Origin of the sequence: Hymenobacter siberiensis, assembly GCF_018967865.2 — a bacterium.
GTDB classification, from domain to species: domain Bacteria; phylum Bacteroidota; class Bacteroidia; order Cytophagales; family Hymenobacteraceae; genus Hymenobacter; species Hymenobacter siberiensis.
The window spans coordinates 3066971-3093632 of sequence record NZ_JAHLZY020000001.1 but is presented as its reverse complement, the minus strand read 5'-3'; the positions used below and the strand labels follow the sequence as shown (position 1 = coordinate 3093632).

Here is a 26662-nt window from a genome sequence, read left to right as displayed (position 1 = left end):
TAAAATACGGTTTTTCAAAGTATCGTATTCACTAAAAAAAAGCCTGCGTCACTTTCCTCACCTACCGAATTTTGTATGAAACCAACCCATTTACTCCCAATTATTTGCCTGGCCAGCACTGCCGCCTGGGGCCAGGCGGCTACCACCCTCACCGGCCAGGTTAAGGATGCTGCCGGGCAGCCGGTTATCGGGGCCTCCATTGTGGAGAAGGGCACCAACAACGGCACTTCTACCGATGCCAACGGCCGCTTCACGCTGCGGGCCCGCACGGCCGTCCCGAGGCTGATTATCAGCTCGCTGGGCTACACCAATCAGGAGGTGGCCGGTACCAGCGGCCTGAGCGTGACGCTGGCCGAGAACAGCACCAGCCTCGACGCGGTGCAGGTGGTGGGCTCGCGCAGCCAGAACCGCTCCGTGACGGACTCGCCTTCGCCGGTCGATATCATCGACGTGCGGGAGGTGACGGCCAAAACCGGCCAGCTCGACGTGAACCAGCTGCTGCAGTTCGTAGCGCCGTCCTTCAACTCGAACCGCCAGACCGGGGCCGACGGGGCCGACCACGTAGACCCCGCCAGCCTGCGCGGCCTCGGCCCCGACCAGACCCTGGTGCTGGTGAACGGCAAGCGCTGGCATCAGTCGGCGCTGGTGAACCTGTTTGGCAGCCGGGGCCGGGGCAACACCGGCACCGACCTGAACACCATTCCGGCCGCCAGTATCGAGCGCATCGAGATTCTGCGCGATGGGGCCTCGGCCCAGTACGGCTCCGATGCCATCGCGGGCGTTATCAACATCGTGCTGAAAACCAGTGTGAACGAGTTGACGGCTAACGCCAATTATGGCGCTTACACCGCCAAATACCGCTTCGACGACAAGACCTTCGACGGCGGCAACTTCAACGCCAACCTCAACTACGGGGTGAGCGTGGGCAAGGGCGGCTTCGTGAATGCGACTGTGGACTACAACCAGCGCCAGCACACCCAGCGCGCCAACGTGCCCGCCCCCGACGGCATTCAGCGCCGCCAGTACGGCGACCCGAAGGCCAACAACACGTCGGTTTACCTCAACAGCAAGCTCCCCATTAACGAGAATGTCTATGCGTATGCGTTTGGCGGGGTGAATTTCCGCAAGGGCGAGGCCTACGCCTACTCTACCCTACTATTTTTCAGGTACAAAAACGGGGCAGCCCGACCTTTGGGGTTACGACACCACCAAAAACCCGTTCTGCCCCGTGAAGCAACACTTCGCCGCTAAAATTACGACGCTTTTGCAGCAGGCCCCGTTTGTGGGCCACTTGTCCCGCCAAAAGTTTGTGGGCCAGTTTATTCTTGGCCTGATAAAGAGCCGCAACGTGCAATTCGGCGAGGTGGCCCAGCACCTCAATGACGCGGCCAAGCCCGCCTCGAACGAAACGCGCATTCAGGACTTTTTCCGCGAAGTAGACCTCAATTACGTACTGGTGGCCAGGATTTTACTGAGTTTGTTGCCTGCGCAGGGCAAGCTGCGCTTATGCCTCGACCGCACGGAGTGGGACTTCGGCCAGTGCCAAGTGAACATCCTGCTCGTCACCGTCGGCACGGGCGAGGTCCACGTGCCCCTTTATTGGCACCTGCTCGACAACCGCAGCGGCAACTCCAACGCCGCCGACCGCATCGCGGTGCTCGAAAAGTGCCTGGCCTTGCTGGGCAAAGACCGCATCGGCCTGGTCGTGGGCGACCGGGAATTTGTCGGCCATGCGTGGTTCAAGCGGCTCAAAGACAATGGGCTTAATTTTGTCATGCGCCTGCCCAAGCACCACTGCCTGACCCACGCCGACGGCCGGCGGCAGGCCGTGGCCGACCTGGGCCTGGTGCCGGGGCAGGTGCGCCGCTTCGCCCACGTGCAGGTCGACGGAGTCTGGGGGCAGGTCTGGGTCAAGGCCGTGGCGGCGGACGCGTTTGTCTTCCTGTTTGCCACGGCCGGTCTGAACCACCTCGAGCAACTCTATGCCAAGCGCTGGACGATTGAGCAATGCTTTCAAAATCTGAAAGGGCGGGGCTTTAACCTGGAAGCCACCCACTTGCGCTGTTTCCAAAAGCTGCGCAAGCTCGTGGCCCTGGTCAGCCTGGCCTACGCGTTTTGTCTGGGCGTGGGCGCGGCCGCCCACGGCGGCCGCCAGCCCATTGCCCGCAAAAACCACGGCTACCGGGCCGCCAGCCTGAGCCGCCACGGCCTCAATCTGCTCCGCCAACTCGCCCGCCCGCTGACCCTGCCCGAGGACCCATTGGCCCGCTTGGTTGAAACGCTACTGAACTGGATTACGAGGCAACTTGCTAAAAATCAATTACTAAAAATAGTAGGGTAGAGTAGCCTACGCCTACACCCGTTTCCCGACGGTGACGGACGATAACGGCAACCCCATCCCGAATCCGCGCAGCAACGCAACGCTCTATCCCAACGGTTTCGACCCCATCATCACCAGCGACCTCACCGATGCCCACGGCGCAGTGGGCCTGCGCGGTACTTTCGGCGGCTTCGACGTGGATTTGAGCGAGGGCTTCGGCTCGAACCGCTTCCACTACGGCCTGACGAACACACTGAACGCCACGCTGGGCGCAGCCTCGCCCACCACATTTGATGCCGGGGGCTTTCAGCTCCAGCAGAACGTGGTGAACCTGAACCTGAGCCGCAACTACAAAACTGTGCTCCAAGGCCTGAACGTAGCCATCGGCAGTGAATACCGCCGCGAGTGGTACGCGCTGTTTGCCGGCGAGGAAGGCTCGTACCGCAAATACCCCGGCGCGCTGAACGACCGGCCGGGCGGCTCACAGGGCTTTCCCGGCTTCCAGCCCCGCAACGAGCTGAAGGCCAGCCGCAGCAATGTGGGCGTGTACGCCGATGCTGAGTTGGACGTGACCAAGGCTTTCTTGGTGGCGGCGGCGGGCCGTTTCGAGAATTACTCCGACTTCGGGAGCAGCTTCACGGGCAAGCTGGCTACGCGCTACAAGTTCAGCGAGAGCTTCTCGCTGCGCGGCACTTTGAGCTCGGGCTTTCGGGCACCTTCGCTGGCGCAGATTAATTTCAACACGGTGTTTACCAACGTGGTAGGTGGCAAGCCGGTCGATATTCTGCTCGACCGGAACAATGGGCCGGTGTCGAAGGCATTGGGCATTCCGGCCCTCACGCAGGAGCGGTCGCAGTCGGCCAGCGTGGGCTTCACGGGCCGCGCCGGCTCGGTGCTGAGCTTCACGGTGGACGGCTATTACATCCACATTAAGGACCGCATCGTGCTCACCGGCACTTTTGCCGACGACGACCCGCAGATTGGCTCTATTCTGCAAGGCCTGAACGTGGGCCAGGCCCAGTTCTTCGCCAACGCCGTTTCGACCGATACCTGGGGCCTCGATGTGGTGCTGGCTAACACCATTGGGGTGGGGGCGGGCCGCCTCACGACCACACTGGCCGCCAACGCCAACCGCCTGCTCATCGTAGGCCAGGCCAAAACCACTCCGCTGCTGGCCGGTAAGGAAGAAACATTCTTCGGCCAGCGTGAGCAAGCCTTCGTGAAAGCCTCGGCCCCGCCGTATAAAATCAACCTGACCTTCGATTACAACGTGGGCCGCTTTGGCGCACTGGTGCGGCTGGTGCAGTTCGGCCATGTGCTGCTCTACGACTACAACGGCGACCCGAACCCCTACCGCGACCGCCTCACCACCGATGTGGCCCTGTCATACGCCCTCACCAACCAGCTGCGCCTCTCGGTGGGCTCGTCGAACCTGTTCAACGTGTACCCCAACTTCTTCAACCCGCAAGCCACCGAGAACGGCGGTGCCTGGGATGCCGTGCAAATGGGTAGCAACGGCCGCTTCCTGTTCGCCAAGCTGCAGTTCCGGGTGAGCAAGTAGTAGGGAAGGAGAGAGCAGACCAATAATAGCACGACGAAAAAAGAACGTCATGCTGAGCGCAGCCGAAGCATTTCGCGTGTGGTAGTAATTCAATCGATTGATTTACTGCTGCACGCGAGATGCCTCGGCTGCGCTCGGCATGACGTTCTTTTTCTTGCAGCGGTGCCGCTGGCCTCAGCCGTTGTATTTTTGCGGTCTTATGCAAGCAAAAATCCGCTCTACTACCGTGCTCGGCATCCGGCACAACGGCGAAATCGCCGTTGGGGCCGACGGGCAGGCCACCATGGACAAGCACGTGGCCAAGAATAACGTCCGCAAAATCCGCAAGCTGCTTGATGGCAAAGTCGTGACCGGTTTTGCCGGTTCCACCGCCGATGCCTTCATGCTGCTCGACCGCTTCGAGGAGAAGCTCACCAGCTACAGCGGCAACCTCAAGCGCGCCGCCATCGAGCTGGCCAAGGACTGGCGTAAGGACCAGTACCTGCGCAAGCTCGAAGCCATGATGGTGGTGGCCGATAAGGACGAATTACTCATCCTAAGCGGCACCGGCGACGTACTGGAGCCCGACTCCGACGTGGCCGCCATCGGCAGCGGGGCGATGTATGCCCAAGCCGCCGCGCTGGCTCTGAAGAAGCATGCGCCGCATTTGACGGCTCGCCAGATGGTGGAAGAAGGCCTGCACATCGCGGCTGATATCTGCATCTATACCAATCATAATTTGATGATTGAGTCGCCGTCGTAGGCCGGACGTATGAACGTCATGCAGAGCGCAGCGAAGCATCTTTACCTCGGTACTAACTCAATCGATTGGTTTACTATCGAGGTAAAGATGCTTCGCTGCGCTCTGCATGACGTTCTTTTATCGTTGTTTTAACACCCAAAATCCCCCCAAATGCAAGTTTCCAATTTTCTCCGTCACCATTACCGCCACTTCAACGCCGCTGCCCTCATCGACGCGGCCGATGGCTACAACAAGCACCTCGCTGAAGGCGGCAAAATGATGATTACCCTGGCCGGAGCCATGAGCACCGCCGAAATGGGTATTCAGCTGGCCGAGCTGATTCGTCAGGATAAAGTGCAGATTATCAGTTGTACCGGCGCCAACCTGGAGGAGGACATCTTCAACCTCGTGGCCCACGATTTCTACGAACGGGTGCCCAACTATCGCGACCTCACGCCCGCCGACGAGCAGGCCCTGCTGGAGCGCCACATGAACCGCGTGACAGATACCTGCATTCCCGAGGAAGAGGCTATGCGCCGCCTCGAGCATGTGGTATTGAAGTTCTGGGAGAAGGCCGAAAGCGAAGGTAAAGCGTATTTCCCCCACGAATTCTTCTACCAGATTCTGCTGAGCGGCGAGCTGGAGCAGTACTACCAGATTGACCCCAAAGACAGCTGGATGCTGGCCGCCGCCGAGAAAAACCTGCCCATCATCTGCCCCGGTTGGGAAGACAGCACGCTCGGCAACATCTACGCCGGCCACGTCATCACGGGCGATATCAAGAACGTGCACACCATGCGTACGGGCATTCAGTACATGATTTACCTGGCCGACTGGTACACCCAGCAAGCTACCAACGAGAGCAAAGTAGGCTTCTTCCAGATTGGCGGCGGCATTGCCGGCGACTTCCCCATCTGCGTGGTGCCCATGCTGCACCAGGACCTGGGCCGCACCAGCGTACCGCTGTGGGGCTATTTCTGCCAGATTTCGGACTCCACCACCAGCTACGGCAGCTACTCCGGCGCCGTGCCGAACGAGAAAATCACCTGGGGCAAGCTGGGCCAGGACACGCCCAAATTCATCATCGAAAGCGACGCTACCATTGTCGCGCCGCTGGTGTTTGCCATCGTGCTAGGGCAGTAAGCAGTAGCGCGGACTTTTAGTCCGCGTCCCCGCGCATTTCCAACGATTGTCGTTCTACCACGCGAACTACAACGTTCGCGCTAAAAAAAAGAGCCTGCCGCTTCTCAGCGGCAGGCTCTTTTGGGTTTGCATCGGTTGGGAGGTGGCAGCCAACTTTAACGGCTTGCTACTCGTAAGCAATAATTAATCTCAACCTTTCTGACTATGAAAACTACTTTCCTTTCCCTGTTGGCGGCGGCCACCGTTGCCCTGGTGGGCTGCGACAATTTGAGCAAGCCCTCTACGCTGGACCAGCCCCACGAGGCAACAGTCGACACGGCGGTGGTATACCGCAACAACCAGTCGGCGGCCGAGGCGCTCGAACGTTCTTTCGATAGGACCAAGAACGTTTTAGTAACTCAGACCCTTCCCGAAATCAAGCAAAAGTCGGTGACCGTGACCGGCGATGCGGATTTTGAGGTGTATTCGGTAGATGAAACGGTGCTGTTTGACTTCGACAAGTCCATGCTGAAACCAACGGCGGCGGCCACTTTGGACGAAATCGTTGCTTCCATCGGCCAGCGCTTCGCCAATAAGAACGTGCGGGTAATGGGCTTCGCCGACTCGCGCGGCGATGCCAGCTACAACCTGCAACTGGGACACGACCGGGCCGATGCCGTAAAAAAATACCTGGTTGAAACCGGCAAATTGCCCGACGATAAAGTGAGCACCGAAAGCTTCGGCGAGCAGAAGCCCGTGTCGACCAATGAAACTGCCGCCGGCCGAAAGGCCAACCGGCGGGTTGAGATTGCCGTCAGGGTCCGGTAGTTTTAAGAATGTTGAAAAGCAAATAGCCCGGCTGCAGCAATGCGGCCGGGCTATTGGTTTGTAGTATTTGCTGGAAAGCGTTTCGTATAAATAGCACCTTCACTGGCGCGAGTTTAGCGGAGCGTAAATCGTGCCGATAATCTGGGCGAGGCTGCGCCTCGCATAGAACAACATACCGCTCTAATTGAGCAGCGCCGCATTGCCGCTGGCGCGGCAGGGGGGGCGCTGCCTCCCCATCTTGGCAAGGCGCGAGTTACGCTGCGCTAAACTCGCGCCAGCGGCATCATGGCTATGCCATCTCCATTTCCCGCTCCTTCACCATTCCCACGGCCTCAAATGCCTGACTTAAATCGAGCATCAAGTCCTGCGGGTCTTCTACGCCGATGCTCAGGCGAATCATCTGGGGGGTGATGCCCATTTCGCGCTGCTCTTCGAGGGTGATGTCGGAGTGCGTCATGGTACCGGGGTGCTCGGCGAGGCTTTCGGTGCCGCCGAGGCTTACGGCCAGCTTAATGAGCTTCAGGGTATTGAGGAAGCGGAAGGCTTCGGCCTCGCCGCCCTTGATGTCGAAGGAAATCATGGAGCCGGGCGAGAGGCAGTGGCGCTGGTAGATGTCCTGCTGGGCGGGGCAGTGCTCGAGGTGGGTGAGGTAGTAGGTGCGTTCCACCAGCGGGTGGGTGCGGAGCCAGTCGGCAATGAGCTGGGCTGATTGGGCGGCGCGCTCCATGCGCAGCTTCAGGGTTTCGAGCGAGCGCATGAGCATCCAGCCGGTGTTGGGGTCGCACATGGTGCCCATGAAGGTGCGCATGGCCTTGATTTCCTTCATGAGCGGCTTACTGGCCAGGGCCGCGCCGGCAATCAGGTCGGAGTGCCCGCCCAGGAACTTGGTGGCCGAATAGAGCACCACATCGGCCCCGTGCTTTAGCGGATGCTGGAAAACTGGGCCCAGAAAGGTATTGTCAACGACGAGACGCACGGGTTTTTCGTCGGTGGAATACTGACGGGCCAGGGCGGCGCAGGCTTCGAGGTCGACGAGGTGATTGGTGGGGTTGGCGGGCGTTTCCACGAAAATCATGGCCAGGCGGCCGGGGGCAATGGCAGCGGCGCGGGCTGCCATTTGCGCCGGCGTGTCGGTGGGGCGGAAACCCACGGCCTCAATCCCGAATTTGCGCAGCACGTTTTTCAGAAAGAAATCAGAGCCGCCGTACACGGGCTCGGAGTGTAGCACCACATCGCCGGGCTGCAGCAGGGCCAGCAGCGTGGTGCTGATGGCAGCCATGCCGCTGGCGAAGCTGGCGGCTTCGTCGGCTTCGTCCCAGAGGCAGAGGCGGTGCTCCAGAATCTCCAGGCTGGGATTGTTGAGGCGGGAGTAGATGAGGCCCATTTCCTCGTCGGGGCCCTGCTGGCGCAGGCCGTAGGCGAGTTCGAAGAAGGCTTTGCCTTCCTCGGCATTCTTGAAAACGAAGGTGGAGGTCTGGAAAATGGGCGGCTTGATGGCTCCCTCGCTCCAGGCGGGGGTGTAGCCGTAGCTCATCATGAGGCTTTCGGGGCGCAGCTGCTGGCCGCCGATGTGGGCATGGTCGTGGAGAGTGGACATAAAATGGGGGTTGGGTGGGATGGGGAATTACGTGGGGCGAAGGTAGGATTTTGTTTTTAGAGGCACGAAAAAGCCCCGCCGCTGGGAAAGCGGCGGGGCAGTAGCTCGGATTTGGCAGCCCACGTGGCTGCTTAGAGCGGGTTTTTTCGTTTCCTGAGAGGGCTCCTACAAGTTGCCCAGCAACTGCGTTGCTGCCCATTGCCCGGACTCAATGGCCCCATCTAGCCGGCCCCATTCGCTGGTAGATGTTTCGGCCCCGGCCCAGTAGAGCCGATTATCCCAGTAGGGCTGGCGCAGCTGGGCCGGCCCCTGCAGGGGAATCTGGTCGGGGAACTGCTCATCGCCGGGGATACTGGTCAGCGGTTCCTGGCTCCAGTCCAGCTCGTGGTAGGCCAGCGGCTGTAGGGCGGCAGGGCCAAACAACCGGCCCAACTGTTGCACCACGGCTGCCTGCCGTTGCGCGAGCGGCGCATTCCGCAGCGGATGCAACGGCGCGAAAAATCCGAATAAAGCCCCCAGCGGACCGGTAGCAGGGGAGGCGTCGTGAATTTCCCCCAGCGGCCCCAGCTGGCTGGCCCCGTAACCGGACCAGCCGTCGGCCCGCCAGAAGGGCGTGGCATACACGGCCACCGCCTTCATGGAATAGGCCATCCAGGTGGGCACTTCCCGCAGCGTCTGTTGCAGCGCCGCCGGCAAGTCCGGCGTAAAGTGCAGGCTATGCGCCGCCAGGCGCGGGGGCAGCGCCACGATGACGGCCGAACCCCGGTAAGTGCGCGCGACCCCGGCGTGCTGGGCCTCGACCACGACTTCCGCGCTGCCTACCGGGGCGTGCAGCTGCGTTACCCGCGCATTGAGCAGCAGGCTGCCCGTCGGCAGCTGCCGGGCCAGCGTGCGGCAAAGCGCCACCGTTCCTCCCGGCAGGCGCAGGTAGCCCGTTGAGCCGGATGGATGGTGCGGCAGGTGGTGCGTGCCGGCGGCGGTTTCGTGGGCCGTAGCGCCGGCGCTGGGCTGCACGAAGGGCTGCAGGCCCAGCTGCTGGCACAAACCGAGCAGGTAGGGGTGGTGCGACCACCCCCAGGTGGCACCCAGGTCCAGGCCTTCCGCTTCCGACGAGCCGGGCAGCGCGGGCACGGCCAGGGTGCGGCCCCCCACCCGGTCCCGGCCTTCGAGGACCAGTACCGGGCGGCCGGCCGCGTGCAGTGCCCGGGCCGCCGTGAGTCCTGCCAGGCCGGCACCAATAATAATGACCGGTAGGGTAGCTGGGGCTATCAGTGATTCTTTTTTCAAGGGGATAAATTTTACGCGCAAAGGTCGCGATTCAATAAAAATGTCCGGCTGGCTCGTTAAGAAACCTATGGCTGGGTGTCGCATCAGTGCTACCAACATGCGGCGGCGGCACCGGGGTTGGTGGGGGCAATGGCCAATTGGCCGGGTTTCGGATAATCCCTGTTTCCACCACTTTTTCAGGAAGCCTGCCGGCAGAATTGCCTCGCCCTTTTGCCACACAAGGTATTGAGGGGTAAACCGAATTCTGGCTTTCGAAAGCCTCCGAAGGCGGCTCGGAATAATTGGCAGCGGAGGCAGAACCGGGTGGTGCAACGAGCTGCCCGCCGGACAGCGTCGTACCACTCACTGCTGGTGAACACGGCAATGGCACGAGAGTTTGGCAATACAACGACCAAAAAGTCATCGCACCACTCCATTTTGGGCCATCGCCGGAGGATTGTAGTCCCGCTGCTCGCTGAGGCGGGTGTGCGAGGGGAACCGGGAGGGCCGTGCCGCCTGGTGGCAAACCGGCTTGGCGGCGGCCCATAAGCAGCGGGTAAGGTACCGGGTATCCACCCGCCGGCAACCTATATGTGCCAGCAGGAATGCCCGAAGTAGCCGGACATCCTTACTGGCACACATTGGAAATGCATTAAAAAAATCCCGTTAACCATCGGGTCAGTAATGAGTCAGGCCACGACGCGAGTAGGCAATTATGCCAATTTGCTTCCTGAGCTGGTGTTATCCAGGCCAGCGGCTACTTTTTTACCACCAGGTCCATGCCGCATTTTGGGCACTGGCCGGGCTGGCTGGCTACTACTTCGGGGTGCATGGGGCAGGTGTAGACTGTGGCCGTGCCAGCAGGCGTGGCAGTACTGTCGGCCATCATGGTGGTTCCGTTCATGGCCCCGTTTTCCATATGATTTTGGTTGCCGGTTTCCATATGGTTCTGGTTTTTATCGGAGCAGCTGGTGGCGAAGGTGAGGCTGGCCAGGGCCAGGGTGTAGGTGAGGAACTTGTTCATGGGACTAAGCAAAAAACGGAAAAAATTGGGGCTGAGCCGCAGCCCGAAACGGGGTTGAAGTAGTTGGTTGAGACCTTACATCGCCATGCCGCTCATGTGGTCATCGTCGGCTCCCTGGCGCAGGGTGAACTCGCTTTCCAGCAGGTAGGCCCCGGTGGTTACCACCGCGTCGCCGGCCTGCAGGCCCGCCAGCACCGGCACCGCCGTGGCCGTGCCCTCGCCCAGGCGCACCCGTACCCGCCGAAACTGCCGCTCGCCGGTTTGCTTCCATACGTAGCTCACGGCCCCGTTGTGGATAATGGCGGCCGGCGGCACGCGAAGCATCGTCTCCGCAGCAGCGGCAACCGACGCCTCGGGGCGGGTAGTATAGGCCGATGGAAGGCTGTTGACCAGCACGTTGGCCTGGGCACCGGGCTGGAGGCGGCCGGCGGAGTTGGGCACCTCGATGCGGGCCAGCGTGAGCTGGCTGCTGCCACTCAGCTCGGGACTTAGGAACACGACTTTGCCCCGCACGGGGTTGGCCTGGCCAGCTACCTGCACGGCCACCGTCTGGCCCAGGGGCAGCCGGTTGGCCTCGGCCGGATAGAGCTGCGCTTCCACCCACACGCTGCTCAGGTCCGTGAGGGTGAGGAGGGGAGAGCCCTCGGCCACGTACTGGCCCTGCACCACATCCAGGGTTTGCACCGTGCCGGTGCGGGGGCTGTAGTAGGTGACCAGGGGGCTGGGCTTGCCGGTTTGGGCCAGCTGCCGCAGTTGCGCGCCCGATACGCCCAGCAGCCGCAGCTTCTGGGCGGTGGCTTCGGCGAAGTGGCGGTAGGTGGGCTCGGCCACCAGCAGGTCCTGGGCCAGCGCCAGCAGGTATTCGCGCTGCAGGGTTTGCAGCTCCTCGCTATACACCGCAAACAGCGGGGCACCGCGCCGCAGCAGCTGCCCGGTCTGGCGCACGTAGAGCCTCTCGACGCGGCCCGCCACCCGGCTGCTGATGCTTTCGGTGCGCCGGGCATTGGCCGTGACAGTGCCGGTCAGCACGGCCTGGGGCGCGGGCATTTCGGTTTTACCGATGCCAGCGGTGGAAGCCGGGCCGGAACCCAACGTCTGCACCTGGATATTGCCCAGCGCCAGCTGCTGGGCCGTGAGGATGAGGTCGTTGGTAGCCAAATCGGTATCCGGCAGCTGGCTGATGGCCGGGCGGCTCGACGTCTTCACGAGGTCCATGCCGCAGATGGGGCAGCTGCCGGGCTGCTTTTCGCGCACCTGCGGGTGCATGGGGCAGGTGTACATGGCCGAGGCCGCCGCCGGCTTCTTTTGGGCGGCGGGCGGCTGCACCGCCACCAGGTGCATATGGCAGATGGGGCAGTCCCCCGGCTCATCGGCGTGGATTTGCGGGTGCATCGGGCAGGTGTAATAGGCCGCTGACTCAGCAGTTTTTTCAGGGTCAGGCTTGGCCTTCTGGCAGGCTGACGCACCGAGCAGGAGCCCGGCCAGCAGCAGCATCAGCCACGGCCGCCAGCGGGTTTGCCAGGGCTTTTTTGGGAGGAGCTTAGTCATGGGCGGGCGGGTTAGCAGCGTTGGCGGAGGTTTGAATGAAGCCTTCACTATCAATCAGATACTGGCCATTGGTGGCCACTTCTTCGGAGCCGGTGAGGCCGCGCAGCACCTGAACCTGGCCGGCGGTGCGCTGGCCCACCTGCACGGCCACCGGCACGAACGTGGCCCCGCGCCGCACGAAGGCCACCTGCCGGGTACCCAGGTCCACCACGGCGGCGCGGGGCAGCCAGAAGCTCCCAGCTCCGGCCGGCACGGCAGTAGGCACCAGGTGCCCGGTCAGGCGCTGGCCGCGCCGCAGCCGGCCCTGTGGGTTGGGCAGGTACACCCGCACAGCCGCTACGCTGGCCTCGGAGCGGAACTCAGGCTCCACCAAATCGAGTCGCGCGATGCGGGGCGGCAGGTTGGTGCCTTCGGCCACCACGCGCAGCGTCTGGCCGGGCCGCAACCGGCCCAGCTCGGCCGGGGTGGGCTGAAATATGCCCCACACCTGGTCGGTATTCACTACCTGAAACAGCGTCTGGCCGGTGCTCACGTAGGCTCCTTCCCGGAGGGTGAGCGACTGGGGCTGCGCCGGGTCGGCAGCCGAACTACCCGCCGCAGCGCTGGGCGCGCCGGCACTCATGCCCGGTTCGGGGCTGGCGCTCATGCCTCCGGTAGCGGCGGCACCGTTGGCCGGCGCGGTGGCGGCCAGGGTTTCTACCACGTAGCCATCGTAGGGACTGAAAATGGCTACCCGGTAGCTGGCCCGACGGGTACGGGCCAGGGCTGCGAGCTGCTGGTCGGTGAGGCCCAACAGGCGCAGTTTCTGCCGGGCCCCGGCTACCAGCGGCGCATTGTCAGCGTCGTTTTCCAGCACGAAAATCAGCTCCTGCTCGGCCGTTACCAGCTCGGGGCTGTAGAGCTCAAGCAGCTTCTGGCCCCGCCGCACGGGCTGGTAGTTAAAGCGCACCGCCAGCTGCTCGATGCGGCCACCGAAGCGGGCCGCTACCGCCCGGCTGCGGCGCGGGTCGTAGTCTACCACGCCCGGCAGGGTGAGGGTATCGGCCGCCGCGCCCTCGGCCACGGGGCGTATCGTGGCCACGGCCGCCAGCACGGCGGCGTTGGGAGCTTGGCTCACCGGGCCCAGATCGGTGGGAGCGGCGGCGGCAGCAGCCGCGTTGTCGAGTACCTTGGGCACCAGGTCCATACCGCAGATGGGGCACTGGCCGGGGGCGTCGCGCACAATCTGGGGGTGCATGGGGCAGGTGTACTGCATGGCCGCCGAGCTGGTCACTGGCTGGGCGGGGGCCTGCGACTCGGGGCCGTGGGCCTGGCCGTGGCAGCCGGCCAGCAGCAGGAGCGCCAGTAGCGGGGCCAGCAGCCGGGCGGGCCAGTAGCGGCGGCGGCGGGGGCTATTGCTCAAGTTCCTGGTCATAGCGTACGTGAAGGGTCATCAGTTCATACTGGGTATCGAGGTACTGCAGGCGGGCCATAAGCCAGGCATCGAGGGCTTCGACCACGGCGGGCAGCTGGGCGGTGTTTTGCTGATAGGCCAGCAGCGTGACCTGGTAGGTTTTGCGCAGGGCGGGCAGCACGCCCTGCTCGTAGTTGAGCAGCTGCTCGCGCTGCACCCGCAGGTCTGATTGCAGGGTGGTGATGCGGCCGGCCGCGTCGTTGAGCAGGCTGGCGCGCTGCTGCTGCACCGCCTGCGCCTCGTAGCCCAGGGCGGCGGTGTTGGCCTTATACTCGCGGGCCGACCACGGCGCGAAGGGCAGCGTAACCATGCCCATCACCGAAAACTGGTTGGGGGTGTTGCCGATGCCGTTCATGTGGTCGTAGCGCACCCCAAAATCGGGGCGGCGGCGACTGGCTTCCACCTGCTGGCTGAGGCGCACCACGGCCAAGGTGCGGTCGAGGCGGCGCACGTCGGAACGGCGGGCGGCCAGGGCGGCGGTATCGGGGTACGGGCCGGCGAATGAGGTCGGCAGCAGGGTGTCCACGGCGAACTCATTTTCGGGGTTGCGGGCCATCAGGGTGTTGAGGCCGATGGTGTGCTGGCGCAGCTGGCCGTAGAGGCGGGCATGGTCGTTGCCGTGCTGGGCCACCCGGGCCTGCACCTGGTAGATGCTGGCCAGCATAGTCTGGTTATACGGGTAGCGGGCCTGGGCAATCTTCAGCAGGAAATCGAGTAGCACGTCGCTCTCATCCAGCACTTTCAGCTTCTTTTCCAGCACTGCCCGGCCGTAATACAGCGTGCGGGCCCGGGCGCGCAGCTCGTTGAAGCCGGCGGTCTGGTCGGCCTGCTCCACGGCGGCCTGGCTGGCCAGGTAGTCGCGTTTGGCGCGCTGCTTGGCCGGGTTGGGCAGCTGCTGCTCCACCGACACCATCTGCATGCCCATGCCCTGGCCGTTGTTCATCTCCTTGATGGGCCGCTGGTTGTAGGGCGTCATCCAGTAGCCGGCGCTGATTTTGGGCGGCTCCCAGGTGGTGGCCCCGGCCACGGCGGCGTCTTTGGCGCGGGCGCGGGCGTCGTACTGGCGCAGGGCGGGGTTGCGGGTCTGGATGGCGTGCAGCACCGAGTCGAGCGGCAGCCGGGGCTGCTGGGCGCGGGCCGGGAGGGCCAGGAGTAACAGTAGCAGGAGTTTCAGGGGGTATTTCATGCTCGTTCAACGGTACGCCTCACGAGACCCCTCCGGGGCCGGCCCCCTTTCCGAAAAGGAGAGGGGGAGCCGAGGCGGCATGGGTGTATTTGAGTATTCATTTAGTTCTTTTATTTCTCTCTTAGTCGTTTGCCTCCCCCTCTCCGAAAAGGAGAGGGGGCCGGCCCCGGAGGGGTCTCGTGAGGCGAACCGTTGAACGGTCGTTAATGCGTCACCGCCAGCACGTCCAGCTTACCGAACTTACGCAGCTCGTATTCCTTGGTCATCAGAAAAATCAGCGGCGTGACCAGCAGAATGTGGGTCGAGGAAGTGAATACGCCCCCAATCATGGGCAGCACGATGGGCAGCATCACATCGGAGCCCGTGCCCGTGGCCCAGAGCACCGGCACCAACCCGAATAGCGCCACCGACACGGTCATCAGCTTGGGGCGCAGGCGCTTGGCCGCCCCATGGAAAACGGCCTCGCGCAAATCTTCCTTCGTGATAGTCTCGCTCGAATTGCCCTTGCGGGCCACCAGCTGCTGCATGGCGTCGTTGAGGTAAATGACCATGATAACGCCCGTTTCCACAGCCAGCCCGAACAGGGCAATGAAGCCCACGGCCACTGCCACGGAGAGGTGCACGCCGTAGAAATACACCATGTAGGCCCCACCGATGAGGGCGAAGGGAATGGTAACCAGGCTCAACAGTGCCTCGCGTACCGAGTGGAATGCGAAATACAGGCAGCCGAAAATCACTACCAGCACGATGGGCAGAATAAAAAGCAGGGTGCGCTGCGAGCTGATGAGATTTTCGTACTGCCCGCTCCATTCCAGGTAGTAGCCGGCAGGTAGCTTGCCCTGCACGGCCTGCACCTTTTTCATGGCCTCGCTCACGGTGCCGCCCAGGTCGCGGCCCCGCACGTTGAAGAGCACCGCGCCGCGCAGCTGGGCGTTTTCGGAGTTAATCATGGGCGGGCCGTTCTCGAAACGCAGCGACGCCACGGCCGAGAGCGGCACCGGGCCGTAGGCGGTGGTCTGGATGGGGATGCGGCCCAGCGCGGGTAGGCTGTTGCGGAAGTCCTCGGCCAGGCGCACGCCGATGGCGAAGCGCCGCCGGCCCTCCACGGTGCTGGCCACGGGCGCGCCCCCGATGGCCATTTCCACCACCTCGTTCACCTGGTCCACCGTCAGGCCATAGCGAGCCAGCTGGGGGCGGTTGAGGTCAATTTGCAGGTACTTGCCGCCCGTGATGGGGTCCACGTACAGGTCCTCCACGCCGGGCACGCCTTTCAGCGCCGCCCGCACCTGCTGCGATACCCGGTAAATGGTATCGAGCTGCTGGCCATACACTTTCACGCCTACGTCGGTGCGAATGCCGGTGCTCAGCATGTTGATGCGGTTGATGATGGGCTGGGTCCAGCCGTTCACCACGCCAGGGATTTGCAGCTTGCCGTTCAGCTCCTCAATCAGCTTGGCCTTGGTCATGCCGGCCCGCCACTCGCTGCGGGGCTTGAGCTGGATGATGGTTTCAATCATGCTCAGCGGGGCGTTGTCGGTAGCGGTGCTGGCCCGGCCGGCCTTGCCCAGCACGCCCTTCACCTCGGGCACCTGCATGATGATGCGGTCCTGCACCTGCAAAATGCGCTTCACCTCGGTATTCGACACGTCGGGCTGGGTGATGGGCATGAACAGAATCGAGCCCTCATCGAGCGGCGGCATAAACTCGGTGCCTAGGCTCAGCAGCAACGGAATGCTGATGGCCAGCAGCGCCAGGTTAATACCGATGGTGGTTTTGCGCCAGGTCAGGCACCAGTTTATCAGCGGCGCGTACACCCGCTCCAGCCCCCGGTTGATGGGGTTTTGCTCCTCGGTTTTGAACTTGCCCTTCATGAAAAAGGACAGCAGCACCGGGGCCAGCGTCACGGCCAGCACGGCATCAATGAGCAGAATAAACGTCTTGGTATAGGCCAGCGGATGAAACAGCTTGCCCTCCTGCCCGGTGAGCAGAAAAACCGGCAGAAACGACGCCACGATGATAATCGTGGAGAAGAAAATGCCCCGCGACACCTGCTGGCTGGATTTCTCGATAATGGCGAGGCGTTCTTCGTTGGTCATGGGTTTGAGTAGTTTTAATTGTTCAACGGTTCGCCTCACCCCCCGGCCCCCTCTCTTTTTCGGAGAGGGGGCCGGGGGGTGAGGCGCCCGGTAGCGCCGATTGGATTACTACTGCACGCGAGATGCTTCGGCTGCGCTCGGCATGACGTTCTTATTAATACCCGGCGGCCCGCCCGCCGCCGCTTCCTCGGCCGCCTGGTGCAGGGCCAGGTTACGGTAGGCATTCTCGGCCATCACAATGCCGTTGTCCACAATCACCCCAATGGCCAGGGCGATGCCAGTCAGCGACATGATGTTAGACGAAATATCAAAGGCGTTAAGCAGGATGAAGCTCGCGGCGATGGTAATCGGAATCTGGAGCAGGATGCTCAGGGCGCTGCGCCAGTGGAAGAGAAATACCAGCACCACCAGCGACACCACGGCCATTTCTTCGAGCAGCGTGTGCTTGATGTTGGCCACTGATTCCTCAATCAGCCCGCTGCGGTCGTACACGATGTTGAACGACACGCCGGCGGGCAGGCCCTTGGCTACCTCGGTCATTTTGGCCTTCACGCGGGTGATTACCTCGTCGGCGTTTTCGCCGTAGCGCATTACCACGATGCCGCCCACGGCCTCGCCCTGGCCGTTGTGGTCGAAGATGCCGAGGCGGGCTTCGCCGGTCATCTGCACCGTGCCCAGGTCGCGTAGGCGCAGGGGCACGCCGTTGGGGCGGGTGAGTACCGGCACGTTTTCCAGGGTGGCCACATCCTGGATATAGCCGTTGGTTTTGATGATGTAGCCCGTGCCGCCCTGCTCGAATTTGCGCCCGCCGGCCTCGTTATTATTCTGGCGCACGGCCGCCAGCACCTGCGGCAGGCTCACATTATAGTAGGTGAGCTTGGTGGGGTCCACGGTCACCTGGTACTCGGGCTGGAAGCCGCCGAAGCTGGCTACTTCGCTCACACCGGGCACAGTTTGCAGGCCGAATTTCACGTACCAGTCCTGCAGGGCGCGCTGCTCGCCCAGGTCGAGCTTGGGGGCGTTCAGGGTGTACCACAGCACGTGGCCCACGCCCGTGCCATCGGGGCCAAGGGTGGGCGTGAGGCCGGCCGGTAGCAGGCGCTGGGCATAGTTGAGGCGCTCCAGCACCCGCTCGCGGGCCCAGTAGATGTCGGTATTGTCGTTGAAAATGACGTACACGAAACTCATGCCGAACATGGAGGCGGCGCGCACGGCCTTCACCTGGGCCAGCCCCTGCAGGTTGGTCACGAGTGGGTAAGTCACTTGGTCCTCAATAATCTGCGGCCCGCGCCCGGCCCACTCAGTAAACACAATCACCTGGTTTTCGGACAGGTCGGGAATCGCGTCAATCTTGCTGGCCCGGATGGAGAAAACACCCCACACCAGCAGCCCGGCCGATAGCAGCAGCACCACGCCCCGGTTGCGCAGGGATAAGGAAATAAGTCGCTCAATCATTTGATTAGTAGCTGGTAGTTGAGGAGGCTGTTCAGGATTTCGTCAGCACGTCATGCTGAACTTGTCGAAGCATCTCTACTGCTTCGTTGTTACCAGCATTGCTTACTTACGCGATAGAGATGCTTCGACTACGCAGCCGCCAGATGGGCATGACGTTCTCAAAAACAGCCGTACGCGCGAAAGCCCCACGGCCGAACGGCAGGGGGCACCAAGCAACACCCAAAACTAAATCAGGAAGGCGTGGCCCCGCACGTAAGCAGGGCAGGCGGGCGGCGGGGCGGCAGTGGCCCGCAGCGGCGTGGCCGGCGCATCGGCCGGGTAGGTGGGGGCCGGCAGGCGGTAGGCCAGACGCAACGCGGGCGGCGCCGGCACCGCCACGAGCACCGGCAGCTTGAGCTGCGCGGTAGTAAGCTTCACATCTTTGAGGGTGCTACTCAGCTTTTGGTCGTGGCAGCAGCCGGTGGGCTTTTTAGGCAGCGTGCAGCAGCAAGAATGTGCTGGCAAGGCCATTGATACCCCAGTTACCGCTGACCCACAGAAGTGCATGCTGTACACCAACCCAGGGCTGGACAGCAGGTAGCTTACAAGTAGGAACAGACTGAGGAGGCGCTTCAAGACAGTAAAACAGCGAATTTGCGGGATAAGTTGCCGTCCCCAAAGGTACGGAAGCCGGCCGGGGAGGGATTTACAGAATTCGGTTCAGAAAGTTGCATAATTTGTAAACATCCCCCGGCACAATCCACTGGCTATGACGCTTGCGCAGAAAGGTCCACCAGCCGGTGCCAGCTTCTTACTGCGCCGCCCGCTCCCTTTTCAGTCGGGCCAGGAGCAAGTTGCATCCGTTTGAAATAGTCGTGCTCAGATAGCCTGTCCTGGCTATTAAGCAGCGTTGCCTTTGGGTTCATTGGCGACTACCTGCGCGTGGTTGAGGCCGGCTACCAGCAGCACCCCGCCCAGAATATTGCCCAGCAGCGCCGGCACCGTGAAGCCGACCAGTGCTTGCCCCCAGGATACCTCACCCGTCGCGGCCAACGTGAACACCTCTATTGTCCCGGCAATGACGTGGCTGAAGTGGCAGATGCCTACGACGTACGTGATAAGGATAATCACCCAGATGCGGCCCGTGCCGGCAAAAGGCAATATCCACACCATCAGGGCAATCATCCAGCCGGCAAAAATGCCGCGTATCATCACAATGCCGAAGCTAGGAGCCAGCACCTCGTGCCCCATGTGGGTAAACTCGGCCCGGATAGCGGGCTCGAACGTGCCGGTATTCTCTACGACCAGGGCCAGGGCCAGGCAGCCCAGCAAGTTGGCCACCAGCACCACGCCCCACAGCCGCAGCACGTTCCGCAGGTTGCGCCAGGTAGGCCGTTCCAGCAGCGGCAGAATCGGGGTGAGCGTGTTTTCAGTGAACAGCTGCTGCCGCCCCAGTACCACAACCAGGAAGCCCAGACTGTAGCCCAGGCTAGCCACCAGCGGGCGCCAGGGCGAATCAGGCAGGTAATGTGTCATCACCCCCTGAGCTATCATCGACAGGCCCATCGACAGGCCTGCGGCCAGCCCCGACCAGAACAGCGCGCCCGACGTGCGGGCCAATTCCTCATGTCCTTCTCTTAGAATGGCTTCGTGGATGATTTTGCTGGACGGCGCACTACGCTCTTTAGCCTCCTTATGCTCTTCTTGAGGGGTTGTTGGTTGGCTGGTGGTGGGTAGGGATTGCTCCATGGGAATAAACGGGTTAGCAGGAAGAGAATAGACTTGTTCCTGAATAAGAAATGGTCAAAGATTTTAGCCGATTATGATGCCTGAATAGTCTTTTTGGTTTGGCCAAGCTTGTATCCTTGGATTCTTTGAGCAGCCCTCGTTTCTGGCGATAAATATGGCTTGGAAAACCACCGATTTCTTATTGAGGGACAAGTCTAACATCTTAACTAACAGACTATAAACTCAGGAAGTAGTTCACCGTTGCCCCGCTCCTGGAGCGTGAGCTGGTTGTTGGCCGGGTCAATCAGGGAGAGGTGGCCCGGGCCGGCGGCCACTATTCGCCCCTTGTTTTCGCCCGGCACCAACGGGCGGTACTTAAACTGCTGCCGGGCGGCGGCAACCGACGCCACCGGAAGTACGTGCGCCCCCGGCCGGGCCTGTTCGGAAAACACCAGCGTATCGGAGCCGGGCAGCCGAAGCGCTGGGGGCTCCGCCTGCACGGCCTCGGCCGGCAGGTCAAGCACGTCAACGTACCAGCGCAGGGAAGCCAGTAGGTCGGGAGCGTAGATGAGTCGGTTCGCCATCAGCGAGAAGAAAGGAGTAAGTAAGAACTACGCAGGAAAACCCAACCCGACCAGGCCACTACCCTGCCTGCGCTTCGTGCTGCCGCCGCAACGGCACGTCCAGCAGCATGGGTACTCCCTGAATCAGGGCCAGCAGAATGAACTGATACCCTTTTAGAAAATCGTGATTAACGAGCAGCAGCCCGGCCCCAACAAGGTTGAGCAGCGCGGCCCCTGCGTACAGCCGCTTGCGGGCGCTGCCCTCCGCCACGGCGGCCGTGTAGGCAAAGCCCGCCGCGCCAAACAGGAACCACAGCGTATGAAAGCTAAAGGGCATCAGCGCCTTGGCTTCGGCGGCGTGAACCCAGAAGTTTTCGACCACGGCCAGGACTGTGGCCCCGGCCCACACCCAGACCAGGGCGTTGGCCCGGCTGCCCAGCAGCAGCGACATAACCACGGGTATGAGCATAGCCCCGGCCCAGGTCCAGAGCACGGCATCGTGCCCATGTTCCAGGGTATGACCAAAGTATTCGGTGAGCAGGTAGGCCACTGTAACGGTGAGGCCCCACCACAGCAGCAGGGATTGACGGGTAAGGTTCATGCTAAAAATAAAAGGATTAAGCTGAATAATCGCCCTTCAATCGGCCACCCATGATTAGAACGCGTGCTGGAAGTCCAAGGTGGCCGTAAACTTGTCGGCATCGGTACCCAGCCCGGCCGCTGCGCCGAGGCTGAGGACGAGCCGCGGGTTCATCTGGCGGCGAATGCCAGCTTCCAGCGACGACCCCATTTCGCCCCGGAAGCGGCGCTGCTCGCGCACGAAATCGAAATCCACGACCAGCGACGGCTGCGGCGCGATGCGTGTGGAGTAGCCCACCAGCAACGCGTAGCGGTCAAGACGCTCCTCTTTCAGCTGGCCGGCTTCGGCCTGCACGCCGGGCTGGCTGTTGTGGAAGTAGGCCACGTTGAGATGCAGGCGGTTGAGGGTGCCGAACAGACTTTTGGTGAGGATGAAGCGGCCGTTGTAGTCGGTGCCTTCGCTGCGCAGGCCGGTGGGCAGCGTGAGGGCGCCGGCAAGGGCCACGGCGGGCAGGAACTTGCCTTCGGTGTTGAATTTGTAGAGGCCCCCAACCTGCACGTTGCCGCTGCCCGCCCGGTCGCCGTTGCCGGAGTAGATGGGCACGGACACGGCCAGCTGGGTATTGCGGAAAATGCCCAATTCGAGGGTGGGCGTGTACTGCACCAGGTTGTCGCCCTGCCGGCCGCGCTGGTAGCGCATGGGCGCTGACTGGAGTACGGGTAGTAACGGGTGGCCCGCCAAATCTGGCGGCCTCTTCCTGCACCCGGTCCGGTTGTGATGGCGGGGCGGGGCGCTTACATTTTCATGTTGTCCATCTTCCCGCCTTTCATTTTTCCGTCTTTCATTATACCGGACTTCTTCATCTCGTCCATCGATTTCATCTTGCCGTCCATCATCATGCACTGGCCGTCTTTCATCTTCATGGTGGTGCCATCCATCATCTTGCAGGTGCCATCGGTCATGCACATGGTACCATCGGCCATGGTCATGTCGGCGGTCATGGGCATCATCTTGCCGCCTTTCATCATCATCATTTTGCCGTCTTTCATCATACAGCCGTCCTTAGCCATCGACTTGGTGGCGGAATGGGCATGGTGGGCGGCCTTCGGGGTCGTCTGGGCCTGAGATGTACTGGTCAGGCCAGCGAATAAGAGGGCGCTCAGGAGATAGGAGAGCTTTTTCATTAGAGGGGGGGAATGATTGTTGGTAAGCCTATTATGGGTAAGGGACCGGGCAACCGGGCCACCTGTGCCGGAGGTGAAGCCGGCGCGAAACAGCGCCAGCAAAGGTCTGCCGGAGCTGGAAGCAAGGCCATGACAGATGCGGCCCCAATGCATGAGCTTTGTCATGCTTCATGAGGCCAGCTGTCTGGATTACGAATGCTCAACAGTGATGCAGGGACGGTACCGCCGCCAACCAAAAACGCCCGGCAATACCGGGCGTTTTTAAGCATGAGGCCAAGCCTTAGGCCGCCTGAATCCGGAAACCGGCCTTCTCCACAGCCTGCACCACCTGCTCGGCCGTGAGCTTATCGGAGGTGACCGTAAGAATCTTGTCGGGGTTGGCGGTATCGACCTGCCAATTGCCAGCGCCGGCTTCTTGGTTGAGGGTGGGCGTCACGGATTTGATGCAGCCGCCGCAGTTGATGTTGGTTTTGAATTGGAGCGTTTTCATGTTGATTAGCGCTAAGGGACCACCGGTGGTCCGTGTGAATAAAACGCAGAAAGCGGCCGCTTGGTGCTACCAAAGGGGTGCAGAATTGCGCCCCCGGCTTGCATGATTACGCGGCGCCTGCGTGTGGTTGGGGCTTAAAACCGCAGGTTCAGGCCGCCACCGCCACCGAAGCGGCTGTCGTAGCTGCCCATCAGCGAGAAGTTGCGCGAGAGCAGGTATTCGGCCCCGCTGCGCCACACGACTTCTTTGGCAAAGCGGCGGTTGTTGTCCAGCTTGTTCACCCAGCCGAAGTCGGCCTGGTACTCATAATAGCCGGACACGAGTAGCCGCGGCATCACCATAATGGCCCGGCCCAGGCTCAGGCGGGGCCGCAGCTGGTTGTCGATGCGGGCATCGAGGCTGAACAGGTAGGGCGTCAGGAAGCGGACGCCGACCACGGCGGTGGTGGTGGTTTTGGTGACCATGCGGCCCCCGGCCCCTGGCTCGGTAAGCGGGGCGGGCTGCTGCTGCCGGGCGTTCTCCACGTTCACACCCCCGAACACGCGGAAGTAGTCGTAGAGGTAGCGCTCGTAGGTGGCCTCCGATTCCATGTTGCGGTTCCAGCCGTTCTCCACGCTCAGGTTGAACTGGTTGCGGATGTTGGACGACACCAGGTTCAGGTTGCCCATGTGCGAGGCCACGCCGAGCAGGCCCCAGGTGTAGTAGCGGTTGGTTTCGTGCACCAGCGTGCTCTTCGGGTAACCCTGCATCCGCGGGTCGCGGGGCGTGTTGTAGCTCACCACGCGGCCCATGCCGCTCATTAGGTGGTAGAGGACGTGGCAGTGCAGAAACCAGTCGCCCGACTCGTTGCCCAGCACCTCGATGGTGACCTGCTTCATGGGTGGCACGTTCACGGTGTGCTTCAGGGGCGAGTAGTCGCCGTTTTCGTTGATGACCCGAAAAAAGTGCCCGTGCAGGTGCATGGGGTGGTGCATCATCGTCAGGTTGTTGTAGGTGATGCGGGTAATCTGGTTGCCCCGAATCGGGATTTCATCGGCCGACGACAGTGGTACGCCGTTCATGCTCCAGATGTAGCGCTTCATGTTGCCGGTGAGGTTGAGCAGGATTTCGCGCACGGGCACGGTATCGGCGTAGGCCGTTTTTTGCACGGACCGCAGGTAGTCGTAGTTGTACTCGGCGAACATATCCATGCCGCCCATGGCCATGCCGGCCATCGGCTTATCGGCGCCCATCTTCATCCCGGCGTGGGCCGTGTCAGCGGGCATTTTCATGCCGTCCATCGGCATGCCGGCCATGGCGGGCTTGGGTGGTGCAGGCTGGTCGTTCATTCTCATGCCGGCCTTCTGGTCGTTGCCGCCCATGTTCATGCCGCCCATTTCCTTTCCGGCCATGGGCTTATCGGTGCCCATGTTCATGCCGCCCATTTTTCCATCTTTCCCTTTCTTGCCCATCTGCATGCCCCAGTTGGCTTTCATCTGCTCGGGGTCGACGTGGTGGGGCCGAAACTTGAGGGCGGGTGCGCCCATGCGCATGTCCATTTTGGCCATCTGCTGCATGAGCGCAATTTTATCGGGGCGGGGCAGCACCGGGGCGGCCAGCACCGGGCCCGTGCCCAGGAAGGCCGACGCGGTACCGGAGCCGTCCTGCGCCATGGCCCGAAATTCGAGCTTGCCGCTGGCCGGAATCGTGACCAGGAAATCGTAGGTTTCGGCAATGGCAATGAAGGTTTTGTTGTGTTTCACGGGCACCACGTCCTGCCCGTCGGCGGCCACCAGCAGCGGGTCCTCGCCCCCAAACGTCAGCCAGAACTGCGTCGAGGTTCCTCCGTTGATGATGCGCAGGCGCACCCTTTCGCCGGGCTTAAAATCGGGGTACTCCTGCACCGGCTGGCCGTTTACCAGGAAGGCGTTGTAGTACACGTCGGCAATGCCGAAGCCCTCCATGCGCTGCTTCCAGAAGTTGAGCTGCGCCCCGAAGGCCCCGCGGGCAATCACGCGGTTGAGCGGCGTGGCCGTCCCCTTGGCAATGTTATACCACTCGGTGCCCCGTTTGAGGTAACGCAGCACATTCTTCGGCTGCTGGTTGGTCCAGTCCGAGAGCACGAGCACCAGCTCCTTGTCGTAGGTGAGGCGCTCGTGCTTGGGCTCGATGACGATGGAGCCATACACGCCGCTTTGCTCCTGCAGCAGGGTATGCGAGTGGTACCAGTAGGTGCCGGCCTGCTTAAGCGGAAACTCATATTTCAGCTCCTGCCCCGGCTTGATGGGCGGCGTGTTGAGGTAGGGCACCCCGTCGTAAAAATTGGGGACCAGCAGCCCGTGCCAGTGCACCGACGTTTCCACGTTCATTTCATTCTTGACGTAGATAACCGCGTAGCCGCCCTCCTTGAACCGAATAGTAGGGCCGGGAATCCCGCCGTTGACGGTCATGCCCTGCATGGTTTTGCCGGCCTTGCTCACCTGCTCCTGCCGAATGGTGAGGTGATAAACGGCCGTATCCATCTGGGCCCGGGCCGGCCGGACCGTGAGCAGCAGCAGTAGTAGCGAAAAAAGGAATAAGGAGTAAACTCTCATGTAGGGATTGTTGAAATGCCCGTACCGCGTGGGGCAGCGCGGAGGTCAGGCTCGAATTGGTTCTGTTGAGCTTGCCGAAGCGGAATACCCCGCATCTTCAGCCTGGAGATAGTTGGAGCGGGGAGAGGCTAGTAACGGGTAGCGGACGGAGGCTCCTGCCAGGTGCCTCGCCGCGCGTGGCCCTTGGCAGGCCAGGAACTACCGCACCGTAAAAATGACAGAGAGCTCGGTCACTGAATGGCCGGGCTCTGCTAATACCGAAGAAGCGGCAGCAGCTAGGCGGCCATGCCGGTGCGGCAGGCTTGCTCGCAGCGACGGCAGGCCTCGGCGCACTCCTTGCAGTGCTGCATGCGGGCACTGTGCTTCTCGCACTCGTCGCCGCAGGCTTTGCAGATTTCGGCGCACTCTTTCAGCAAATGCGCAGCATGTTCCGAGCCGCGAGCTACGAAACGGGCCGTGATAGCGCAGATATCGGCGCAGTCGCGGTCGATGCTGATGCAGCGGACTATCATTTTTACGTCTTCTTCCTCGAGGCAGGCCGAGGCGCAATGCTCGCAGGCGGCGATACAGGCGTTGAGGGCGTCGAGCAGGGATTGGTTTTGAGCATGCATGGGGGAAGGGGCTATAAGTGAATGAGATTGGCTTGAGCTACCCTCTCCTATACTCATCCTGCTCAGCTTGGTTTTGCATCAATAAACCTGGGGATTGCATCATTTGGTGTTGCCGCTTCGGTCCGGGGCCGGGTTGCCTCCCGCTGGCGGTAGGCCGAGGGAGCGCACTGCGCAAATCGCCGGAACTGGGCCGAGAAGTGCGACAGGCTACCGTAGCCCAGCTGCCGAGCAATGCGCCCGATATCACGCCGGGAGGTCAGCAGCAGTTCCCGGGCGTAGGCCAGCCGCTGCCCTGTGACGTAGCTGAGCAGGCTTTCGGGGCCGGGCAGCTGGGCAAACAGGCCGTGCAGCTGCCGCACACTCAGGCCCACCTCCTGCGCCAGGGCAGGAATGAAGTCGCGGTGTCGGAGCATAACGGGGCGGCGCAACAGCTCGTCGACCAGCTGCTTCACCTGCGCGGCCAGTACGTGCTGCGGATTTTCCAGCAGGGCAAAGCCCGCCGCGGCCAGCACTTCCCGGATGCGGACCCAGTCCAGTTGCTCCCCCGCGTCAGCCACGGTGGCGGCTCCCAACCGCACGTCGAGCACCCGCAGGCCCAGATTTTCCAGCTCCTGCCGCACTACGCGAATGCCACGCGGGCAAACCATATGCTTGATATAGAGCATGCAACCGGCATTATCGGGCGTAAGGGAGTGGTCGAGAGACATAAGTGTTTTTAGAAAAAAGCGGCACGGACTCCTGTCGGCGAGGCGCATCGGGGCTTACCGCAACTGCACG

At 62.1% G+C, this 26662-nt stretch carries 23 protein-coding genes and 1 pseudogene; 6 read left to right on the top strand and 18 right to left on the bottom strand.

Translation table 11 applies throughout. From position 1 onward, the window contains the following. Nucleotides 1–75: 75 nt before the first annotated feature. The 6 genes and pseudogenes from KQ659_RS13750 to KQ659_RS13725 all read left to right on the top strand — a co-directional run bounded on the left by KQ659_RS13750 (nucleotide 76) and on the right by KQ659_RS13725 (nucleotide 6552). Nucleotides 76–1251 (top strand): TonB-dependent receptor, encoded by a 1176-nt coding sequence (locus KQ659_RS13750; protein WP_216688389.1) that lies wholly within the window; start codon nucleotides 76–78, stop codon nucleotides 1249–1251. Then, entirely contained in the window at nucleotides 1229–2341 is a 1113-nt protein-coding gene (locus KQ659_RS13745; RefSeq protein ID WP_226929981.1) for an IS4 family transposase, read from the top strand. The genes KQ659_RS13750 and KQ659_RS13745 overlap by 23 nt, the downstream gene beginning before the upstream one ends. 16 nt (nucleotides 2342–2357) lie before the next feature. Continuing rightward, nucleotides 2358–3881, top strand: a pseudogene (locus KQ659_RS13740) (TonB-dependent receptor plug domain-containing protein); the annotation flags it as partial. 199 nt (nucleotides 3882–4080) lie between these two features. Further along, complete coding sequence (gene hslV, locus KQ659_RS13735; protein WP_168673457.1) at nucleotides 4081–4623, top strand: ATP-dependent protease subunit HslV; 543 nt, start codon at nucleotides 4081–4083, stop codon at nucleotides 4621–4623. Nucleotides 4624–4773: 150 nt separating this feature from the next. After that, nucleotides 4774–5745 carry a deoxyhypusine synthase family protein gene (locus KQ659_RS13730; RefSeq protein ID WP_216686362.1) on the top strand — a complete coding sequence of 324 codons (972 nt, stop codon included), beginning with the start codon at nucleotides 4774–4776 and terminating at the stop codon, nucleotides 5743–5745. A gap of 204 nt (nucleotides 5746–5949) precedes the next feature. After that, nucleotides 5950–6552 (top strand): OmpA family protein, encoded by a 603-nt coding sequence (locus KQ659_RS13725; RefSeq protein WP_216688390.1) that lies wholly within the window; start codon nucleotides 5950–5952, stop codon nucleotides 6550–6552. A gap of 289 nt (nucleotides 6553–6841) precedes the next feature. On the opposite strand, the gene KQ659_RS13720 is transcribed toward KQ659_RS13725, so the two are convergent. The 18 genes from KQ659_RS13720 to KQ659_RS13630 all read right to left on the bottom strand — a co-directional run bounded on the left by KQ659_RS13720 (nucleotide 6842) and on the right by KQ659_RS13630 (nucleotide 26592). Beyond that, complete coding sequence (locus tag KQ659_RS13720; RefSeq protein WP_216680540.1) at nucleotides 6842–8149, bottom strand: cystathionine gamma-synthase family protein; 1308 nt, start codon at nucleotides 8147–8149, stop codon at nucleotides 6842–6844. Between the two features lie 165 nt (nucleotides 8150–8314). Beyond that, entirely contained in the window at nucleotides 8315–9436 is a 1122-nt protein-coding gene (locus KQ659_RS13715; RefSeq protein WP_269808174.1) for a flavin monoamine oxidase family protein, read from the bottom strand. Between the two features lie 736 nt (nucleotides 9437–10172). Beyond that, nucleotides 10173–10439, bottom strand: coding sequence for a heavy metal-binding domain-containing protein (locus KQ659_RS13705; RefSeq protein ID WP_216690826.1), 267 nt, complete (start codon nucleotides 10437–10439; stop codon nucleotides 10173–10175). Nucleotides 10440–10514: 75 nt separating this feature from the next. Next, nucleotides 10515–11987, bottom strand: a complete 1473-nt coding sequence (locus KQ659_RS13700) for an efflux RND transporter periplasmic adaptor subunit (protein ID WP_216688391.1) — start codon at nucleotides 11985–11987, stop codon at nucleotides 10515–10517. Next, the gene (locus KQ659_RS13695) at nucleotides 11980–13401 is read right to left on the bottom strand and encodes an efflux RND transporter periplasmic adaptor subunit (RefSeq protein WP_216688392.1); all 1422 of its coding nucleotides are present in this window, start codon (nucleotides 13399–13401) and stop codon (nucleotides 11980–11982) included. The genes KQ659_RS13700 and KQ659_RS13695 overlap by 8 nt, the downstream gene beginning before the upstream one ends. Continuing rightward, nucleotides 13379–14626, bottom strand: coding sequence for a TolC family protein (locus tag KQ659_RS13690; RefSeq protein ID WP_216688393.1), 1248 nt, complete (start codon nucleotides 14624–14626; stop codon nucleotides 13379–13381). The genes KQ659_RS13695 and KQ659_RS13690 overlap by 23 nt, the downstream gene beginning before the upstream one ends. Before the next feature lie 203 nt (nucleotides 14627–14829). Next, nucleotides 14830–16722: an efflux RND transporter permease subunit gene (locus tag KQ659_RS13685; protein ID WP_216680545.1), complete on the bottom strand. Its 1893-nt coding sequence runs from the start codon at nucleotides 16720–16722 to the stop codon at nucleotides 14830–14832. Nucleotides 16723–16830: 108 nt separating this feature from the next. Further along, nucleotides 16831–18177, bottom strand: coding sequence for an efflux RND transporter permease subunit (locus KQ659_RS13680; RefSeq protein ID WP_226929979.1), 1347 nt, complete (start codon nucleotides 18175–18177; stop codon nucleotides 16831–16833). Nucleotides 18178–18402: 225 nt separating this feature from the next. After that, the gene (locus KQ659_RS22140; RefSeq protein WP_408610781.1) at nucleotides 18403–18792 is read right to left on the bottom strand and encodes an HYC_CC_PP family protein; all 390 of its coding nucleotides are present in this window, start codon (nucleotides 18790–18792) and stop codon (nucleotides 18403–18405) included. Between the two features lie 264 nt (nucleotides 18793–19056). Then, nucleotides 19057–19905: a formate/nitrite transporter family protein gene (locus KQ659_RS13670; RefSeq protein ID WP_216680547.1), complete on the bottom strand. Its 849-nt coding sequence runs from the start codon at nucleotides 19903–19905 to the stop codon at nucleotides 19057–19059. Between the two features lie 206 nt (nucleotides 19906–20111). Further along, nucleotides 20112–20468, bottom strand: a complete 357-nt coding sequence (locus KQ659_RS13665) for a hypothetical protein (RefSeq protein ID WP_216680548.1) — start codon at nucleotides 20466–20468, stop codon at nucleotides 20112–20114. A 58-nt stretch (nucleotides 20469–20526) separates the two neighbouring features. Next, nucleotides 20527–21048 carry a hypothetical protein gene (locus tag KQ659_RS13660; RefSeq protein WP_216680549.1) on the bottom strand — a complete coding sequence of 174 codons (522 nt, stop codon included), beginning with the start codon at nucleotides 21046–21048 and terminating at the stop codon, nucleotides 20527–20529. A 54-nt stretch (nucleotides 21049–21102) separates the two neighbouring features. After that, on the bottom strand, nucleotides 21103–21726 hold the full coding sequence (locus tag KQ659_RS13655) for a transporter (RefSeq protein WP_216688394.1): 624 nt from the start codon (nucleotides 21724–21726) through the stop codon (nucleotides 21103–21105). Nucleotides 21727–21821: 95 nt separating this feature from the next. Beyond that, nucleotides 21822–22211 carry a DUF6799 domain-containing protein gene (locus KQ659_RS13650; RefSeq protein WP_216688395.1) on the bottom strand — a complete coding sequence of 130 codons (390 nt, stop codon included), beginning with the start codon at nucleotides 22209–22211 and terminating at the stop codon, nucleotides 21822–21824. Nucleotides 22212–22491: 280 nt separating this feature from the next. Next, nucleotides 22492–22701, bottom strand: a complete 210-nt coding sequence (locus KQ659_RS13645; RefSeq protein ID WP_216680552.1) for a heavy-metal-associated domain-containing protein — start codon at nucleotides 22699–22701, stop codon at nucleotides 22492–22494. Nucleotides 22702–22835: 134 nt separating this feature from the next. After that, complete coding sequence (locus tag KQ659_RS13640; RefSeq protein ID WP_216688396.1) at nucleotides 22836–25274, bottom strand: multicopper oxidase domain-containing protein; 2439 nt, start codon at nucleotides 25272–25274, stop codon at nucleotides 22836–22838. Nucleotides 25275–25549: 275 nt separating this feature from the next. Further along, entirely contained in the window at nucleotides 25550–25885 is a 336-nt protein-coding gene (locus KQ659_RS13635; protein ID WP_216688397.1) for a four-helix bundle copper-binding protein, read from the bottom strand. Nucleotides 25886–25947: 62 nt separating this feature from the next. Continuing rightward, on the bottom strand, nucleotides 25948–26592 hold the full coding sequence (locus KQ659_RS13630) for a helix-turn-helix transcriptional regulator (RefSeq protein WP_216688398.1): 645 nt from the start codon (nucleotides 26590–26592) through the stop codon (nucleotides 25948–25950). Nucleotides 26593–26662 lie beyond the last annotated feature (70 nt).

What these genes read in the sequence shown, in the direction of transcription:
- KQ659_RS13635 (WP_216688397.1), bottom strand. Translation starts at nt 25,885, where the DNA reads ATGCATGCTCAAAACCAATCCCTGCTCGACGCCCTCAACGCCTGTATC.
- KQ659_RS13720 (WP_216680540.1), bottom strand. Translation starts at nt 8,149, where the DNA reads ATGTCCACTCTCCACGACCATGCCCACATCGGCGGCCAGCAGCTGCGC.
- KQ659_RS13665 (WP_216680548.1), bottom strand. Translation starts at nt 20,468, where the DNA reads ATGGCGAACCGACTCATCTACGCTCCCGACCTACTGGCTTCCCTGCGC.
- KQ659_RS13630 (WP_216688398.1), bottom strand. Translation starts at nt 26,592, where the DNA reads ATGTCTCTCGACCACTCCCTTACGCCCGATAATGCCGGTTGCATGCTC.
- KQ659_RS13690 (WP_216688393.1), bottom strand. Translation starts at nt 14,626, where the DNA reads ATGAAATACCCCCTGAAACTCCTGCTACTGTTACTCCTGGCCCTCCCG.
- KQ659_RS13700 (WP_216688391.1), bottom strand. Translation starts at nt 11,987, where the DNA reads ATGACTAAGCTCCTCCCAAAAAAGCCCTGGCAAACCCGCTGGCGGCCG.
- KQ659_RS13640 (WP_216688396.1), bottom strand. Translation starts at nt 25,274, where the DNA reads ATGAGAGTTTACTCCTTATTCCTTTTTTCGCTACTACTGCTGCTGCTC.
- KQ659_RS13730 (WP_216686362.1), top strand. Translation starts at nt 4,774, where the DNA reads ATGCAAGTTTCCAATTTTCTCCGTCACCATTACCGCCACTTCAACGCC.
- KQ659_RS13645 (WP_216680552.1), bottom strand. Translation starts at nt 22,701, where the DNA reads ATGAAAACGCTCCAATTCAAAACCAACATCAACTGCGGCGGCTGCATC.
- KQ659_RS13705 (WP_216690826.1), bottom strand. Translation starts at nt 10,439, where the DNA reads ATGAACAAGTTCCTCACCTACACCCTGGCCCTGGCCAGCCTCACCTTC.
- KQ659_RS13750 (WP_216688389.1), top strand. Translation starts at nt 76, where the DNA reads ATGAAACCAACCCATTTACTCCCAATTATTTGCCTGGCCAGCACTGCC.
- KQ659_RS13670 (WP_216680547.1), bottom strand. Translation starts at nt 19,905, where the DNA reads ATGGAGCAATCCCTACCCACCACCAGCCAACCAACAACCCCTCAAGAA.
- KQ659_RS13650 (WP_216688395.1), bottom strand. Translation starts at nt 22,211, where the DNA reads ATGAAAAAGCTCTCCTATCTCCTGAGCGCCCTCTTATTCGCTGGCCTG.
- KQ659_RS13680 (WP_226929979.1), bottom strand. Translation starts at nt 18,177, where the DNA reads ATGATTGAGCGACTTATTTCCTTATCCCTGCGCAACCGGGGCGTGGTG.
- KQ659_RS13725 (WP_216688390.1), top strand. Translation starts at nt 5,950, where the DNA reads ATGAAAACTACTTTCCTTTCCCTGTTGGCGGCGGCCACCGTTGCCCTG.
- KQ659_RS13655 (WP_216688394.1), bottom strand. Translation starts at nt 21,726, where the DNA reads ATGCGCTACCAGCGCGGCCGGCAGGGCGACAACCTGGTGCAGTACACG.
- KQ659_RS13685 (WP_216680545.1), bottom strand. Translation starts at nt 16,722, where the DNA reads ATGACCAACGAAGAACGCCTCGCCATTATCGAGAAATCCAGCCAGCAG.
- hslV (WP_168673457.1), top strand. Translation starts at nt 4,081, where the DNA reads ATGCAAGCAAAAATCCGCTCTACTACCGTGCTCGGCATCCGGCACAAC.
- KQ659_RS13660 (WP_216680549.1), bottom strand. Translation starts at nt 21,048, where the DNA reads ATGAACCTTACCCGTCAATCCCTGCTGCTGTGGTGGGGCCTCACCGTT.
- KQ659_RS13695 (WP_216688392.1), bottom strand. Translation starts at nt 13,401, where the DNA reads ATGACCAGGAACTTGAGCAATAGCCCCCGCCGCCGCCGCTACTGGCCC.